Source organism: Verminephrobacter aporrectodeae subsp. tuberculatae, from assembly GCF_026127385.1.
Classification (GTDB): Bacteria; Pseudomonadota; Gammaproteobacteria; order Burkholderiales; family Burkholderiaceae_C; genus Acidovorax; species Acidovorax aporrectodeae.
This window is the reverse complement of record NZ_QZCX01000001.1, coordinates 1,845,651-1,862,676: the sequence shown is the minus strand read 5'-3', so window position 1 is coordinate 1,862,676 and position 17,026 is coordinate 1,845,651. Positions and strand designations below refer to the sequence as shown.

General features: G+C 65.6%; 7 protein-coding genes. All 7 read left to right on the top strand.

The genetic code is table 11. The features are described 5' to 3' along the window. Positions 1-16 precede the first annotated feature (16 nt). The 7 genes from D5041_RS08075 to D5041_RS08045 all read left to right on the top strand — a co-directional run bounded on the left by D5041_RS08075 (position 17) and on the right by D5041_RS08045 (position 17,025). Entirely contained in the window at positions 17-1,378 is a 1,362-nt protein-coding gene (locus tag D5041_RS08075) for an SWIM zinc finger family protein (protein WP_265284315.1), read from the top strand. Further along, a complete protein-coding gene (locus D5041_RS08070) occupies positions 1,375-2,922 on the top strand; it encodes a DUF5691 domain-containing protein (protein WP_265284314.1) in 1,548 nt (515 codons plus the stop codon). Before D5041_RS08075 ends, D5041_RS08070 begins: the two co-directional genes overlap by 4 nt. Next, positions 2,919-3,998: an ATP-binding protein gene (locus tag D5041_RS08065; RefSeq protein ID WP_010104501.1), complete on the top strand. Its 1,080-nt coding sequence runs from the start codon at positions 2,919-2,921 to the stop codon at positions 3,996-3,998. Before D5041_RS08070 ends, D5041_RS08065 begins: the two co-directional genes overlap by 4 nt. A 20-nt stretch (positions 3,999-4,018) precedes the next feature. Next, entirely contained in the window at positions 4,019-6,370 is a 2,352-nt protein-coding gene (locus tag D5041_RS08060) for a DUF5682 family protein (RefSeq protein ID WP_265284313.1), read from the top strand. Continuing rightward, positions 6,367-7,578, top strand: coding sequence for a VWA domain-containing protein (locus D5041_RS08055; RefSeq protein ID WP_265284312.1), 1,212 nt, complete (start codon positions 6,367-6,369; stop codon positions 7,576-7,578). Before D5041_RS08060 ends, D5041_RS08055 begins: the two co-directional genes overlap by 4 nt. A gap of 350 nt (positions 7,579-7,928) precedes the next feature. Next, on the top strand, positions 7,929-16,664 hold the full coding sequence (locus tag D5041_RS08050) for a two-partner secretion domain-containing protein (protein WP_265284310.1): 8,736 nt from the start codon (positions 7,929-7,931) through the stop codon (positions 16,662-16,664). Then, positions 16,648-17,025 (top strand): chalcone isomerase family protein, encoded by a 378-nt coding sequence (locus tag D5041_RS08045; RefSeq protein WP_265257776.1) that lies wholly within the window; start codon positions 16,648-16,650, stop codon positions 17,023-17,025. The genes D5041_RS08050 and D5041_RS08045 overlap by 17 nt, the downstream gene beginning before the upstream one ends. Position 17,026 lies beyond the last annotated feature (1 nt).

The window sequence follows — 17,026 nt, the reverse complement described above, 5'->3', positions numbered from 1 at the left end:
AAAAAACCTTCGTCCCATGCAACTGACTGCGCAATCCGTCCTGAGTCTGGCCCCGGACGAGGCCTCGGCCAAGGCCGCCAAGGGGCTTTTGGCGCCGGGCAAGTGGGGATCGAGCCTGGGATCGAGCGAACGCGCGGTGTGGGGCGCCTGCCAGGGGAGCGGGGCCAAGCCGTATCAAACCCAGGTCGACGTCACGGGGGCCGCGCCAACGTTCAAGTGCTCCTGCCCAAGCCGCAAATTTCCCTGCAAGCACGGCCTGGCGCTGATGCTGCTGCGCGCCGATTGCGCGAACCTTTTCGCCTCCGTCCAGGAACCGCAGTGGGTCTGCGACTGGCTTGACTCGCGCAAGGAGCGCGCGCAAAGAAAGCAGGACAGGACCGATGCCATTGCGCTGGATCCGCAGGCGGCAGCGGCTGCGCAGACGGCTTTGGCCAAGCGCGAGGGCGAGCGCTGGAAGCGCATCGAGGCCGGTGCCGACGATCTCGAGCGCTTTCTCATGGACCGGATTGCGCAGGGCCTGGCCACCCTGGAGCGCGGGAATCTCGAAGCCTGGAACCAGTTGGCCGCGCGCATGGTCGATGCGCAGGCTCCCGGGCTCGGGGAGCTCCTGTGCCGCGCGGCCGCCGCCGTGGGAGTCGGCCCGCAATGGCCCGCCGCGGTGCTGGCCCTGATGGGGCGGATGCAGTTGTGCATCGACGCGCTGCGCCATCGGGAAGACCTGCCCGGCCACCTCGTCTGCGACCTCCAGGCTGCGCTCGGCTGGGCCGCCGACTCCGACGCCGCCCTGGCGCAGGGCGAGCGCGTCGAGGACACCTGGCTGGTCGTTGGCTGCGTCGTCCAGGAGCGTGCGCAGCGGCTCAGCGAGCGGCGCGTGTGGCTCTACGGCGCGCGTTCCGGGCGCAGGGCGCTGGTGCTTGATTTCAGCCACAACGGCCGGGGCTTCGAGACCCATTGGCCCCTCGGCTGCGGCGTGCGCACGACGCTCGCGTTCTACCCCGGGGCAAGCCCGCTGCGCGCCCTCCCCTGCGCCGCGGTCGAAGCCGCGCAAACACCGGCCTGGCCCCATTTGCCGTCGTCCGGCGAGTGGCAGCTGGCGGCGAATCAGCTGGCGGCGAATCCCTTCGCGCCGCTGTCGCTGGTGCTTTTGCCCAAGGTCGCCGCGGCGCGCCATGAGGACCGTTGGTGGCTGCACATGCTCGACGGCGACCCCGGGCGCGCCGTCCCCCTGGAGACCCGCACGGACTGGGCCTGGGACCTGCTGGCGCTGACCCATGGGCTGCCCGCACAGCTGGCCGGCGAGTGGGACGGTCAGGTCCTGCGACCGAGCTGCGCGCGCTCTCCGGAAGGGTTTCTGACATTTGCCGATCGGATCGCATGAACCCGGACATCCTGCTGGACTGCGCGCTCCCGGGCACGGACCGGGCCCCCGGCCTGCCGACCTTTGAGGGCGGCGGCAGCGTCGCGCATTTCCTCGCCCAGGTCAGCCGGGCGCAGCAGCCGCCCGCGCTGAAGTTGCTGCGCAGCGCGGCCATCCTCGGCGTGTGCGGGCGTGCGGGATTCGAGCCCCCGCTGCGCGACGAGCCCCCCTTGGCAGACGCGGGCGCAGAGCCTGAGTCTGCGGCCCGGGCCGCGCTCCTGGAGCAGGTGCTGGAGCAGCCAACGCAGCGCCTCGTGCACGAAGCGCTCAGCCGGATGGCCGCCGCCAAGCTGTGCATCCCGACGCCCTTGCTGCGCCAGGCACTGGACCTGGGGGCCAAGACTGCGGCGCTGCGCGACGCGGTGACGCGCGTTCTGGGCGCGCGCGGCCGCTGGCTCGCGCTGCAGGACGCCTCCTGGTCCTACGCCAGGTCGGCTGCGGACGACCTGGACGACGCAGCGATATGGAACTTCGGCTCACTCCAACAGCGCACCGACGTTCTGCAGCGCCAACGCCAGTGCGCGCCCGACGCGGCGCGCACGCGCCTGTTGGACGGAATCGAACAGCAACCACCCGGCGAGCGGGCAGTTCTGCTCGGTACCCTGCGCGTGAATCTTTCGCTGCGCGACGAGCCCGATCTCCAAAAGCTCCTGCCGAATCGCGCACGCGAGCCCCGGCGCGTCGTGGTCGGCCTGCTCGCATCCCTGCCACAGAGTGCTTTCGCGCAGCGGATGCAGTTCCGCCTGGCAACATTGCTGAAGAAAAAGAAAGGGCTTTTCGGAGGATCGTGGGAAATCAATCCGCCCGAACGGTTTGAGGAAGGTTGGAAGTCCGACGGCCTGCTGTCGGAAAAGCCCGCCGGGCAGCCACTCGGCGAACGCGCCTGGTGGCTGCTGCAGCTGGTCGCATCGACGCAGCCCGCGTGGTGGTGCGAGCACACCGGTTTGCCGCCGGACAAGCTGGTCCGTTGGGCCGCGCAGGGCCTCTGGGCCGATTCGCTCATCGGAGGGTGGATCCAGGCCCTCGAGGTCATGGACGCCCCGGGCTGGCCCCAGGCGCTGTTGCGGCACGCGCGCGAGCAAGACCTGCTGAGCAGCGAAGACATGCTCACGCAGCGGGTCCCCGCTTCCGAACCCAATGCGGCCTGGCTGCGCCAGTTGGAATCGGACAGCGCGATGAACGTTGCCCAGACCATTGTGCTGCGCTGCCCCATGGGTCAGAGCGTCTCTGCCGCGCTGTCGAAGGCCCTCGTGGCCGGCCTCCTCGGCGAATACGCGCAGGAGAAAAACATCTGGTCCACGCGCCTGCTCTTGCCCGAAATCGTCTGTGCCCTCGACCCCGGCGCGCTCGGCCCGCTGCAGAACCTGCCTGTCCCCGAGGGGGCTGGCGCGTCGATGCAGGAGGCCCTGCGGCAGACCCAGACCAACATCCAGATCCGCTTGGCGTTCCCCGCGTGGATCGCCACTGCACCCGATTCGACCCCACCCGAGCACACAGCACCATGAGCCAACTTCTCCGCCACCACGCCGAACAGGTCTTCGCCCAGGAGATCGAAGAACTGATCGCGCAAGACACGCATCAGCGCCCGCAGAACTGGAAGATGTCGCCCTGGGCCGTGGTGACCTACCTGGTCGGCGGCAAACTGCAAAATGGTTTCGCCGTCACGCCCAAGTACATCGGCCAGCGGCGCCTCATGGAAATCGCGGTTTCCACGCTGACCACCGACCGCGCGCTGCTGCTGTACGGCGTTCCCGGAACCGCCAAGTCGATCGTCTCCGAGCACTTGGCCGCCGCCATCTGTGGCGACTCGACACGCCTCATCCAGGGCACGGCCGGAACCAGCGAGGAGCAAATCCGCTACGGCTGGAACTACGCGCTGTTGCTGTCCCAGGGGCCCAGCGATGCGGCGCTTGTCCCCAGCCCCCTGATGAACGCCATGCGGGACGGGGCGATCTGCCGCATCGAGGAGCTGACGCGCATTCCTGCCGACGTGCAGGACACGCTGATCACGGTCTTGTCAGAAAAAACCATGCCGGTTGCGGAGCTGAACTCCGAAGTCCAGGCGGTGCGCGGCTTCTCGGTGATCGCCACGGCAAACAACCGCGACAAGGGCGTGAACGAACTGTCGAGTGCCTTGAAGCGGCGCTTCAACACCGTGATCCTGCCCGTGCCGGCAAGCGAAGACGAGGAGGTCCGGATCGTCGTCCAGCGCGTCACCGAAATGGGTCGCGCGCTCGAACTCCCCGCAGAGGTGCCCGCGCTCAAGGAGATCCGCCGGGTGGTCCAGATCTTTCGCGAGCTGCGCAATGGCCACACCGAAGATGGCCGATCCAAGGTAAAGACGCCTTCCGGAACGCTTTCCTCGGCGGAGGCCATCTCCGTGCTCACGAATGGCATGTCCCTGGCGGCGCACTTCGGCGACGGCGAATTGCGCGCCGACGACATCGCCAGCGCAATGATCGGCGCCATCGTTCAGGACCCGGTCCAGGACGCCGTGGTCTTCGGCGAGTACCTGGACACGATCGTCAAGGAGCGTTCGGGCTGGGCCGATCTGTATCGCGCGCTGCGCGAGCGCGTCTGAAGGGCGACGCAGTCGGCACCATGACCGGACCCGCATCCCCATTCCACATCTTCGGCATCCGGCACCACGGACCGGGGTGCGCGCGCACGCTCGTGCGCACGCTCGACGCGCTCGCGCCCGACTGCATCCTCGTCGAAGGCCCGCCCGAGGCGAACGACATGCTCGGGTACATCGCGCACGCGCAGATGGAGCCGCCCGTCGCCCTGCTCGTGCACGCGAGGGACGACACGGCCAACTCCTTGTTCTATCCGCTCGCCGAGTTCTCGCCCGAATGGCAGGCCCTGCGTTGGGCGCTCGCGCACGCCGTCCCGGCCCGGTTCATGGATCTGCCAGCGGCGAACATCCTGGCCCTGCGCCCCGAAGCGGCTGCGCAGATCGAGCCCGCGGCAGACGCGCAGCCGGACCCCGACCAGGCGCTGCCCGAGCCCTGCGCGCCTGCGGCCGATGCATCCAATGCCGATGCCGATGCCGACATCAACACCGACGCCACCGATCAGCAGCCTTGGTCGAACGATCCCCTGGACTGCCTCGCCCAAGCCGCGGGCCACGCCGACGGCGAGGCCTGGTGGAATCACCTGGTCGAGGAACGCGGCGAGGGGCAGGACCTCTTCCTGGCCATCGCAGAAGCCATGCGCGCCCTGCGCGAGCAGTTGCCCGATGGCCTGCACCGCAGCGCAGACGACACCCGGCACGAGACGCTGCGCGAAGCGCATATGCGCCAGACCATGCGCCAAGCCCTGAAGGACGGGTTCGGCCGCATCGCCGTGGTCTGCGGGGCATGGCACCTGCCGGCCCTGGAGACGCATCCCCCGGCAAAGGCAGATGCCGCGCTGCTCAAGGGGCTGCCTGCGACCAAGACGAGCGCCACCTGGGTGCCCTGGACTTACCCGCACCTGAGCCGCACCAGCGGCTATGGGGCGGGCGTCCATGCGCCCGGCTGGTACGAGCACCTGTGGTCGCACGACCCCGCGCTCAGCCCGCGCTCGGTCGCGTGGCTCGCGCACGTCGCCGCCCTGCTGCGCAGCAAGGACATCGACTGCTCGTCGGCGCACATCATCGAAGCCGCGCGCCTGGCGGATACGCTCGGCACGCTGCGTGGCCGGCGGGCGCCGGGCCTGGAAGAGATCAACGAGGCCATCGTGAGCGTCATCTGCATGGGCAACACCGCGCCCATGCAGCTGATCGGGACGCAGCTGATCGTCGGCGAGCGCATCGGGCGTGTTCCGGACACCGTCCCCATGGTCCCGCTGCAGCAGGACTGCGAACAGTCGCAAAAGCGGCTGCGCCTGCGGCCGCAAGCGCTCGCCAAGATCCACGAACTCGATCTGCGCAACGAGACCGACTTGGCCCGCAGCCAGTTGCTGCACCGCCTGCGCATCCTCGGCGTGGACTGGGGGACGCCCAAGGGCGCAGGAAGCACGCGCGGAACCTTCAAGGAAGTCTGGGAACTGGAGTGGGCGCCGGGGTTCTCCGTCGCGCTCATCGAAGCCAGCCGCTGGGGCGCGAACCTCGAAGCGGCCGCAAGCGCCAAGCTCGTCGACGCGTGCCGCAGCACCGAGGAGCTCACGGAACTTGCCCAGGCCATCGACAAGGTCTTGCTCGCGGATCTGAAGTCGGCCGTCGGACCGGTGACCTCGGCCCTGGAGAATCGCGCGTCGCTCACGGGGGACGTGGGTCAGCTTCTCGCCGCGATCGCTCCTCTGGCGAACATCCACCGCTATGGCAGCGTGCGCAAGCTCGATACCGCCGTCGTCGCACGGGTTCTCGACGGCATCATCGTGCGCGCCGGAGTCGGTCTCCTGGCCGCCTGCAGCGGCATCGCGCAGGACCTCGCGCAGGCGCTGCGCGAGCACATTCTGGCTGCGCACGCGGCGATCGGCATGCGCCAGGACGCGCAGCTGTGGGCAGACTGGTCCCGCGCGCTCGGTCACGTGGCGCACGCCGAAACGGCCGACACCCTTTTGCGCGGCATGTCCTGCCGCCTGCTGTTCGACGCGCAGGTCTTCGACGGCGCGCAGGTGGCGCAGCAGCTCACGCGGAATCTTTCGCCGGCCAACGACCCCTTGCAGGCGAGCAACTGGCTCGACGGATTCCTCAACCGCAACGCCCTGGTCCTGCTGCACGACACGGCGCTCTGGAGCCTGGTCGATGACTGGGTCGCGACGCTTGCGCCAGAGCCTTTCATCAGCATTCTTCCCCTCGTCCGGCGCACTTTCTCGGCCTTTGACAAGACCGCGCGCAGCAGCCTGGGCCAGCTTGCCGCGCGCGAAGCCAGCGCGCCCGCCCTCCCCCGTGCAAGGCTTTGCTGGAACGAGGAGCGGGCCGCGCAGGCCCTGCCCGTCCTGGCCAAAATCTTCGGAATCACCGCATGAACGAGCCCATGGACAACGACGACCCGCTGCGCGCCGACACGGCCGGGCGCCTGCAACGCTGGCGCCTCGTTCTCGGGGCCGCGGCCGAGGAAAGCTGCGGCAAGCCCGACGGCTCGTTCGAAGAAATCGACAAGGCCCTTGCCGCGCTATACGAACCTGACGAACAAGCATCTCTTGGCAAGGGCCGCCGCAGGCCCGCTGTCGCCCGCTGGCTGGGCGACATTCGCAAGTACTTCCCCTCGGCGGTCGTGCAGGTGATGCAACACGACGCCATGGAGCGCTTGAATCTGCGCGAACTGCTCCTGCAACCTGAAATGCTGGAACACGTTGCGCCGGACGTTCATCTCGTGGCGGACCTCATGGCACTCAACGGGGTCATCCCCGAGGAGACCAAACACACTGCGCGGATCGTGGTGCGCAAGGTCGTCGACGCACTCATGCAAAAGCTCGAAGCGCCAATGCGGACGGCGGTTTCCGGGGCCATCAACCGCAGCGTGCGCAACAACCGGCCCCGGTTCGCCGAAATCGACTGGAACCGGACGATCCGCGCCAACCTGCGCCACTACCAAGCGGCGTACCGCAGCATCGTCCCGGAGCGCCTCATCGGCTTCGGCCGCAAGATGCGCAGACCGCAGCGCGAAGTGCATCTGGTCATAGACCAAAGCGGATCGATGAGCCACTCCATCGTCTACAGCTCGATCTTCGGCGCGGTCATGGCGTCCATGCCGGCGCTCATGACCCGCCTGGTCCTGTTCGACACGCACGTCGTGGACATGACCGATGCGCTCGAAGACCCCGTTGACCTCCTCTTTGGCGTCCAGTTGGGTGGCGGCACCGACATCGAAGGGGCCGTGGGCTACGCACAGGGCTGCATCCGCGATCCGCGCAACGCGATCATGGTGCTCATCTCGGACCTCTACGAGGGCGGGGTGAGCGCCAAGCTGATCGCCCGCGCCATGGAACTGCTGGCGTCGGGCGTGCAACTCATCGTCCTGCTGGCGCTTTCGGACGAGGGCAAGCCAGCCTACGACCGGGCGCTTGCCGCCAAACTGGCCGCCATCGGCGCTCCCTGCTTCGCCTGCACGCCCGCGCATTTCCCGGGGCTCATGGCCGCCGCAATCAAGCGCGAGGACGTGAATATTTTTGCTTCCAAAGCGGGGATGGTCACGGTCGCGCCCGAGCAGCAGTCATTGCGCCAAACCGCGTAGCCGCCCCCATCCCCCCCCGCACGCCGGAGTCCATTGGCACAGGGGACGATTCCGCGGGCCCCGTGCGCATGGCGGATCTCCACCCGGTTGCGGCCAGCGCAACACCAAGGGTTTTTCCGAGTTCAAACCGCGTCCCGATTACGTTCATTCGTTACTTGAGTAACGTACAATTGGCGACTATTACTGCAAGCCCAGCGCAAGAACACCGGCCAGCGAGCCGGGCCAGCGCACCAGACCCCGGGTGTCACCGCACAGCGTGTGGCTGATTGCCACAGGCGGTGGCGCCATCGCGTCGCCAAGCGTTCCCGGGAATCACCCTCTCCCAGACTTCTGTGTTCAAAGAGTAATCCATGAACCAACACCGCCATCGCATCATCTTCAACCAAGCGCGCGGCATCCTGATGGCCGTCGCCGAAACGGCGCGGGGCCATGGCGGGGCAGGTGGCGAAGCGCCGGCCCCCGCGCACACCTTGCTTGCAACGATCAAACCGCTGACCTTCCTTGTCTGGGGTTTGCTCGGGCTGGTCATGGCCCCCGCGGCCCGGGCGCAAATCATTGCGGACCCCAACGCTCCCGGAAATCAACGCGCGACGGTCCTGTCCGCGCCCAACACGGTGCCGCTGGTGAACGTCCAAACGCCCAGTGCCGCGGGGGTTTCACGCAATACCTACAGCCAATTCGACGTGCAGCCGCAGGGGGCGATCCTGAACAACAGCCGGACCAACGTGCAAACCCAACTCGGCGGTTGGGTTCAGGGAAACCCCTGGATGGCCAAGGGCAGCGCGCGCGTGATCCTGAATGAAGTCCATTCCAGCAACCCGAGCCTGCTGCGCGGCTACGTGGAGGTCGCCGGGCAGCGCGCGCAGGTCGTGATTGCGAATCCCTCGGGGGTGGGCTGCGACGGCTGTGGCTTCATCAACGCGCAGCGCGCCACGGTCACCACAGGCACGCCGCTCATGAACGGCGGCAATCTGGAGGGGTTTCGCGTGCAGCGTGGCACGGTGACGGTCACGGGCAATGGCATGGACGCCAAGAGCACCGATTACACCGACCTGATCGCCCGGGCCGTGCAGGCCCATGCGGGCATTTGGGCCAAGGAGTTGAAGGTGCTCGCGGGCGCCAACCAGGTCCGCGTGGATCCAGGCACCGGCGACTCCAGCGTGGGCCAGACCACGGCCGGCACGGGCACGGCCCCGGGGTTTGCCATGGACAGCGCGCAGCTCGGCGGGATGTACGCTGAAAAAATCACTTTATTGGCGACCGAGGCGGGCGTTGGCGTGCGCAACGCGGGCAAGCTCTACGCCAGCGCGGGGGACGTGCTCATCAGCGCCGACGGCCAGTTGCAGAACGCGGGGCAAATCACCAGCAGCGCGCAGACCCGGATCGACACGCAGCAGGGCGTGCAGAACACGGGCACCATCCACGCCCGGGGCAACGCCGAAATCACCACCCGCGCAGACATCGACAACCGGGGCGTTCTCGCCGCGCAGGGCGACACCACGCTGAATGCGACCGGTGCGCGGAGCCAAATCACCAGCCACAGCGGCTCCGTGCTGGGCGCGGGCGTGCGCACCGACGGCAGTCTGGGCGCCACCGGAGCGCTCAGCGCGAACGCCAGCCAGTCCATCGCAGCGCATGGACAAAACCTGAGCGGCGGCGATCAGCGCCTGAGCGCAGGGGCCATCGATCTGTCGGGCAGCCAAACCAGTGCGCCCAATCTCTCGGCGACAGCCAGCCAGGGGGACATCGATTTTGCCCACGCCACGGTCGTGGTCAGCCAAACGCTGAGCGCGAACGCGCACCAGACACTGCGCACCGATGGGGCCCAGGTCTCGGCCGAGCAAATCCATGCGCGGGCCCACGACCTCTCGAACGTGGACGGCCAGATCGCCCAAACGGGCCAGGCCGACATGGCGCTCGATTTACCGGGAAACCTGGACAACACCCGAGGTCGGCTGGCGAGCAACAGCAGCGACATAAACATCCGCGCCAACACGCTGACGAATACGCAGGGCCGGATCGAGCACGCGGGCACGGGCACGCTGGCGATCGGGGCCACTGCGCTGCGTGGTGCCCAGGGCACGATCTCCAGCCATGGCGCCCTGGAGCTGACGGCCCCTTCCGCGGTGCTCGATCGGGCCACGACAACCGCCCGGCAACTGAATATCCGCAGCACCCGGCTCTCGCACCGGGGCGGCCGCATGACGCACACCGGCAACGATGCGGCCCACATCGCCGCGAGCCAGCAACTGGATAACACCGGGGGCACGATCTCCAGCCATGGCGCGACCACGCTGACCGTCGGTGCGCTGAAGAACCAGGGCGGCAGCATACAGACGGCGGGGTCCGAGGACGCGCACCTCACGATCACGGCCAGCGCCGGGATCGACAACGGCAACGCGGGCAGCATTTCCAGCAGCGGCAACGCGGCGATTGCGGCGCAGAGCATCGACAACACCGAGGGCAAAATCAGCGCCGGGCAAGCGCTGACCGTGCGCACCACGCAGGCCATCGAGAACACCCGCGGCACGATCGCAGCCACGGACCAGCTCAGCCTGAGCGCGAATCAAATCAACAACCAGGCGGGCACCATCGGCTCCGTCCAGGGCGGGGTCGAACTCACGGTCCAGGGCGGCGCGCTGAACAACCGGGAAGGGCGCATCGAAGCCGCGCAGGCAACGACGATTTCCGCATCGGGAATCACCAACACCGATGGCGTGATCTCGGGAAAGACCCTGAGCGCCAACAGCCAGAACCAGAGCTTCGACAACACGCGCGGCAAGTTGATCGCAACGGGCACGCAGGAGACCGACACGCTGGCCATTCGGAGCGGGGCCCTGACGAACGACCGCGGTCTGATCCAGAGCGCATCCACGTTGACGGTCGATACCCACGGCCAAACGCTGCGCAACACCCAATCGGGGAGCAGCGGCGGCATCGTGGGCCAAAGCAGCGTGCATCTGCGCACGGGCGACCTCGACAACCAGGCGGGCTATATCGGAAGCAAGGCCGCGCTGCGCATCGACGGCGCGGCGCTCGCGAATACGCAGGCCGGAAAAATCGTCAGCAGCGCAGCCACGACGATCCATGCCGACTCCCTGGACAACCAAGGCGGGCAGGTCCAGGCCGTAGGCGATATCGACCTTCGCCTGCGCGGCAGCCTGGACAACACCGGCAGCCTGCTGCGCTCCGGTCAGCAACTGCGCATCGACGCGGAAAGCTTGCGCAACGCCAACACCCGCGGGGACAACCAGGGTCTGGAAGGCAAGGACCTGGTCCTGCGCGCCGCCCACATCGACAACACCGCAGGCGCAATCCGCTCGAGCAACGACGTGACCCTGACCAGCAGCGCAAGCCTGAACAACGCGCAAGGGCTGATCAGCGCAAGGAATACCCTGACCCTCCAGGACACCGGGGCCACCAAGGCGCTGGCGATCACGAATACCGGGGGGACGCTGATTGCCGATCGGCAACTCAGCGTCCACAGCGCCAGCCTGTCTGGCGACGGGGAGGCCATGAGCCTGGGTGATTTGCACATCCAGCTGAGCCAAAGCCACGTGAACGCCGGCAGGATCGTGGCCAATGGCAACGCCCGCGTGGAAGTCGGCGCCACGTTCACGAACCAGGGCACGCTGACGGCCGGGAACACGCTCGATGTCAGGGCCGCAGACATGGACAACCAGGCGGGCGGCAGCATTTCCGCGAACCGGGTCGAACTGCGAGCCACCGGTGCGTTGGACAACCGGGGCAGCATCAACGCCAGGGAAACGGTGCTCAAAGCCCAGACCCTGAACAACCTGGGCACCGGAAAAATCTATGGGGACCACGTCGCCATCGGCGCGAGCACGGTGACGAATACCGCCGAGGACGGCAAGGCAGCGGTCATTGCCGCGCGCAATCGGCTCGACGTGGGCGCGGACACCATCCACAACCGCGAACACGCCATCCTGTTCAGCGGCGCGGATCTGGCCATCGGCGGCGGCCTCGACTCCAGCGACCGCGCCACCGGGCAGGCCACGGCGCTGAACAACGCGAGCGCCACCATCGAGGCCATAGGCAGCGCGCACATCAGCGCCAAGACCGTCAGCAACACCAACCAGGACTTCCACACCACCATCAAGACCTCGGAAAAAAACATTCTCGAATACCAAGGCACTTGCATCGCCCCCACGGAATGGGGGGACCAGGACTGCAAACCCGCAGGCCCGACCAAGCGCTACGCCGCGGGCACGCCGGGTGTCGAGATCTTCCACGACGAATCCGATCATCTGCGCACCCCGGACAATGGATATGAAATCTGGCTCGCGTACAACTACACGCGCCGCATCCGGGAACCCCATATCGATAAAACGGACCCCGGAAAAATCATCTCCGGCGGCGCCATGCAGATCACGGCGGACACCGTCCACAACGACAAGAGCCAGATCATTGCCGGCGGCAGCATCACCGGCGCCATCGGCAAGCTGAACAACACGGACGCCAAGGGCCAGCGCGTTACCACGGATACCGGCACCGAGACCACTCACTCGCGGGAGCGCCATAAGGGACGCGACAAGAGCAAAAGCCTCGTCGCGGACTACAAGCCCGCAGACACGGTTGAGGAGGTCTCCCTGGAATCCGTGGTCTACCGCGAAAACGCCGATTCCAGCGCCGGCACGGGCCCCGAGATTGCGCGCCTGTCCACCGATGCCGTGGACCAAACGCCGGACGCGGTGGGCAAGGCCAGCGGCTCCACGCAGGGGGCCCAGCGCCTCACGCCGATCACGGAGGTGGTGCCCGCCGCGCGCAGCAACGCCAGCGGCCCGGCCACCGTGGTGCGCACCGGGGGCATCAACACCACGGTGCCGAACAACAGCCTGTTTGCGCTCACGCCCAATTCCGCAGCGCATTACCTGGTGGAAACCGACCCGGCCTTTGCCAACTACCAAAACTGGCTGGGTTCAGACTACCTGCTGAGCGCCCTGTCCATCGATCCGGCGCGGGTCCAGAAGCGTTTGGGCGACGGCTTCTACGAGCAGAAACTGATCCGCGAACAGGTCGCGCAGCTCACGGGCCGGCGCTTTCTCGCCGGATACGAGAACGACGAAGCGCAGTACCGGGCCCTGATGAACAGCGGCGTGAGCTTTGCCAAGGCGCATCACCTCGTCCCCGGCGTCGCGCTCTCCGCCGCACAAATGGCGCAGCTGACCAGCGACATTGTCTGGCTGGTAGAAAAAGACATTACCCTGGCCGACGGCAGCACGGCCAAAGCGCTGGTGCCCCAGCTCTATGCGCAGGTGCAAAGCGGCGATTTGCAAGCCGGCGGCGCCCTGATTGCGGGCAATAACGTCCAGCTCGATCTGACAGGCAATCTGCTCAATAGCGGAACCATTGCGGGGCGGCAGGTGGTTTCCCTGAGCGCCGAAAACATCGACAACCTGGGCGGACGCATTCTCGGCCAGGACGCACACCTTGCTGCGCGCACCGACCTGAACACCATCGGGGGCAGCATTACCGCCAGCGACAGCCTGGTGGCCCAGGCCGGGCGCGACATCAACGTCGAATCCAAGACCCGCACGCAACACAACGCGCAAGGCAGCCGAACCCACGTCGATCGCGTCGCCGGGCTGTACGTCACGGGCAGCGCAGGCACCCTGTTGGCCAGCGCCGGGCGCAACGCGAATCTGATTGCCGCAGCGATTCAGAACCAGGGCAGCGGCGATACCCGCATTACCGCAAAAAACAACGTCAACCTCGGCACGGTCACGCAGGGCCAGAGCGACCACATCGTCTGGAACCACACGACCCAGCGCAGCGATGCGCGCCAGAGCGAAGTGGGCACGCAAATCCAGGCCCAGGGGAACGTGCGCCTGCAAGCGGGCAACGACCTCAACGCCAGAGCCGCCGACGTCACGAGTACGCACGGCGCGCTGACCGCCATCGCGGGCAACGACGTGAACCTCTCCGCGGGCCAGGCCAGGGCCCAAATCGACGACGCGCGCCAGTCCAGGAGCCGCAGCAGCATTTTCTCCAGCAAGACCACGACCCGGCGCGACACGCTGGATCAGACCACCGCGCAGGCGACGACATTCTCCGGAAAAACCACGACCATCCTCGCCGACCGGGACATCACCCTCACGGGCAGCAACGCCGTCAGCGACAATGGGACCACGCTTGTCGCAAAAAACAATGTCCGCATCCAGGCGGCCACCCATACCACGCAGGAAAGCCAGTTCAAGGACGAGAAAAAATCCGGCATCTTCAGCGGCGGTGGCCTGAGCGTCACGATCGGCACGCAGCAGCAAAGCACCGACAAGAAAGGGGTTTCCACGACCGCAGCCGCCTCGACGGTGGGCAGCACGCAGGGCGACGTCATCATTCGCGCAGGCCAGAGCTACACCCAAACGGGCAGCGACGTGCTCGCGCCCCAAGGCAATATTGCGATCGACGCCAAACGCATCGAGGTGCTGGAAGCGCGCGAAACCAGCCGCGACCAGACGGAGACCCAATTCAGGCAAAGCGGCCTGACGATTGCGCTCAGCAACCCCGTGACCAACGCCATCCAGACAGCAGAGCAAATGAAGTCTGCGGCGAGCAAGACGAGCGACTCGCGCATGCAGGCACTCGCACTGGCCAGCACGGCGCTCAGCGCCAAAAACGCCATGGACGCCGTGCAGGCCAACCCCGGCGAAGCCGGCGGAATCAACCTGAGCATCAGCATCGGCTCCTCCCGCAGCCAGAGCAATAGCACGCAAACCAGCAACCGGGCCGCAGGATCGACCGTGGCCGCGGGCGGCAACGTCAGCATGGTCGCCAGCGGCGCCGGACAGGACAGCAACCTCACGATCCAGGGCAGCACCGTCCGGGCGGGAAACAATATCCAGCTCAGCGCCGACAACAAGGTCAACCTGCTGGCCGCGAAAAACACGACCGAACAGCACAGCACGAACAAGAACTCCAGCGCCAGCATCGGGGTGTCGTTTGGCACCGATGGCTTTCTGGTCACGGCCAGCGCCAGCCGCGGCCGCGGCAAGGCCGACGGCAACGACGTGACGTGGACCAACACCCACGTGGACGCCGGCAATCAACTCAGCATCCGCTCGGGCGGAGATACGACCCTCCAAGGCGCGGTCGCAAGCGGCAAGCAGGTCATCGCCGACGTGGGCGGCAATCTGAAAATCGAAAGCCTGCAAGACACCAGCCAATTTGCCAGCACACAGCAAAGCGTTGGTGGAAGCATCTCCGTGGGCGTCGGCAAGGTGGGCGGCAGCCTGAATATCAGCAAGAGCAACGCCCAGGGCGATTTTGCCAGCGTGACCGAGCAATCGGGAATCAAGGCCGGCGACGGCGGATTCCAGATCAACGTCAAAGGCAATACGGACCTCAAGGGCGCCGTCATCACCAGCACGGACCGGGCCGCGCAAGACGGAAGAAACAGCCTGAATACCGCCACGCTCACGCAGAGCGACATCCAGAACCGCGACAACCACGATGCGAGCGGCTTCAGCATTGGCGTTTCCTCCAGCGGTGGCAGCAGCGCAGGCATTGGCTCGGACAAAGGCAGCCAGAGCAGCACCACGCAGTCCGGAATCAGCCAAGCGGCCGTCACGATTACCGACAACGCCAAACAGCAGGACCTGACCGGAAAAACCGCAGCAGAAACCGTCGCAACGCTGAACCGCGACGCATCAACGGACAAGAACACCAGCGCAGCCCTGACCCGGGCGCGCGACGGCAACCAGCTGATTGCCGACGTGCAGGCGCAGAGCCAGATTACTGCGGCGTTTGGAGCCAATGCCGCCAAACAGGTGGGACACTACGCGGGCAACAAGGCCAGAGAACTGCGCAGCCAGGGCAACGACGCCGAAGCCAAGAAATGGGACGAAGGCGGCGAATACCGCGTCATATTGCACACCGCAGCCGGGGCGCTCGGGGGCGGACTGCAGGGCGCAGCAGGGGCAGCAGCCAGTGCGACCGCCATGGCCGAAATCGGCAAGGCCATCGACAACATGGACGTGCCGGCCCCCGTCAAGCAGGTCCTGGGCGCCGTGGCCGCCGCGGCCATTGGCACGGCCGCAGGAGGTGGGGCAGGCGCTGCGGCGGCATTCAACACCGATTTGAATAACCGGCAGTTGCATCCCACAGAAATCGAATGGATCCGATCCAATGCCAAGCGCTATGCAAAGCAACAAGGCATTACGCCCGAAGAAGCCGAACAGCGTCTTTCAGAGCAAGCCTTCCGACAAGTGCAGACTGGAACAGAAGGCAATGCAACCACAGAGGACGTGCAAGCCTCGGCATTCCTGAGACAAGCAGCAAATCAACTGCTCCCAGGTGATCCCCACGTTCCGGAGCAAAACGTTGGCTACATGTTTTATGCCACACCGGATCAGAGAACCAATGCCAGTATGTATTTGGCAAGCACCGTTGCCTACGCTGACTTTTACAAAAAAAATGGTCTCAAGCAACCCACAGCAGAGCAACTGACCCAGGCAGCGCAACGAGATGCGCAAATTCGTGCCAATTTGAGTACCGCCACCAAGGCAGCATTGGGTGCAGCCGCGTCGATAGCACTGGGTGGTCTGGGTCCGACTTTGCTGCAATGGGCCTTGAGCAATCCCATTGCGGCCACACAGGCGGGGACCATTACTGCCGAAACTGCTGCAGCGATTGTGAGCGGAGCCGTTACACCCACTGGTCTGTTGCAGCAAGTCAGCAATCCACAAGCTGCACGCGTTGTGTACAATAGGCTGGCTGCAGCTGCCACAAAAAATATCGGAAGCCGGGAGGTGGTGCTGGGTCGCTTCCATGCGGGCAGCGCCAATTCTTATGAGCAGATAGCCCAGGCTCGTGGTGCAACGTATTACGAAGTAGCGGGTTGGAATGGCATTGAGAAAGAACTGGGTAGCAGAGAAAAGATGTGGGAGATCAATAAATCATTTCTCGACACAGCGATTGCCGATGGGAAACGTTTTGTGTTTACGAGTGATCCGGAGAAAATTCTGAATAGTGCACCTGGATCATTTTCAGCAAGAGAAGTCAACCATTTGAAGAATTTCTTCATATTTGAACAGAAAGGAGATCTGTGGCATGGAATTAAGAAATGATCCCCAGAGCCATTATGCGCTCAATGCTTGCATTGATAAATACTACGGAAGCAAGGGTCTGCCCTGCCTTCCCTATGGGGGAGTGCAAATTAGAACGAGCGTTATCGATGGACAGATTCATGAGGATGTATATGAAAAAGTCTATTTCGTTGCCAGAAAGTACTTCATCAAATACAGCATACCGATTGACACGAAGAACTGCTTTGCAATGCTTTCGTTTGCCATCGGTCCAAACTATGTCCCGATGACATGGTTGGTCACCGAAGAGAATGAGTCAAAATTCCGCGTGGACAACACAACAGAAGCCGTTGTGCACAACCTTGCCATGCTGGATGAATATTTGGCGGGCCGATTGATTTGAG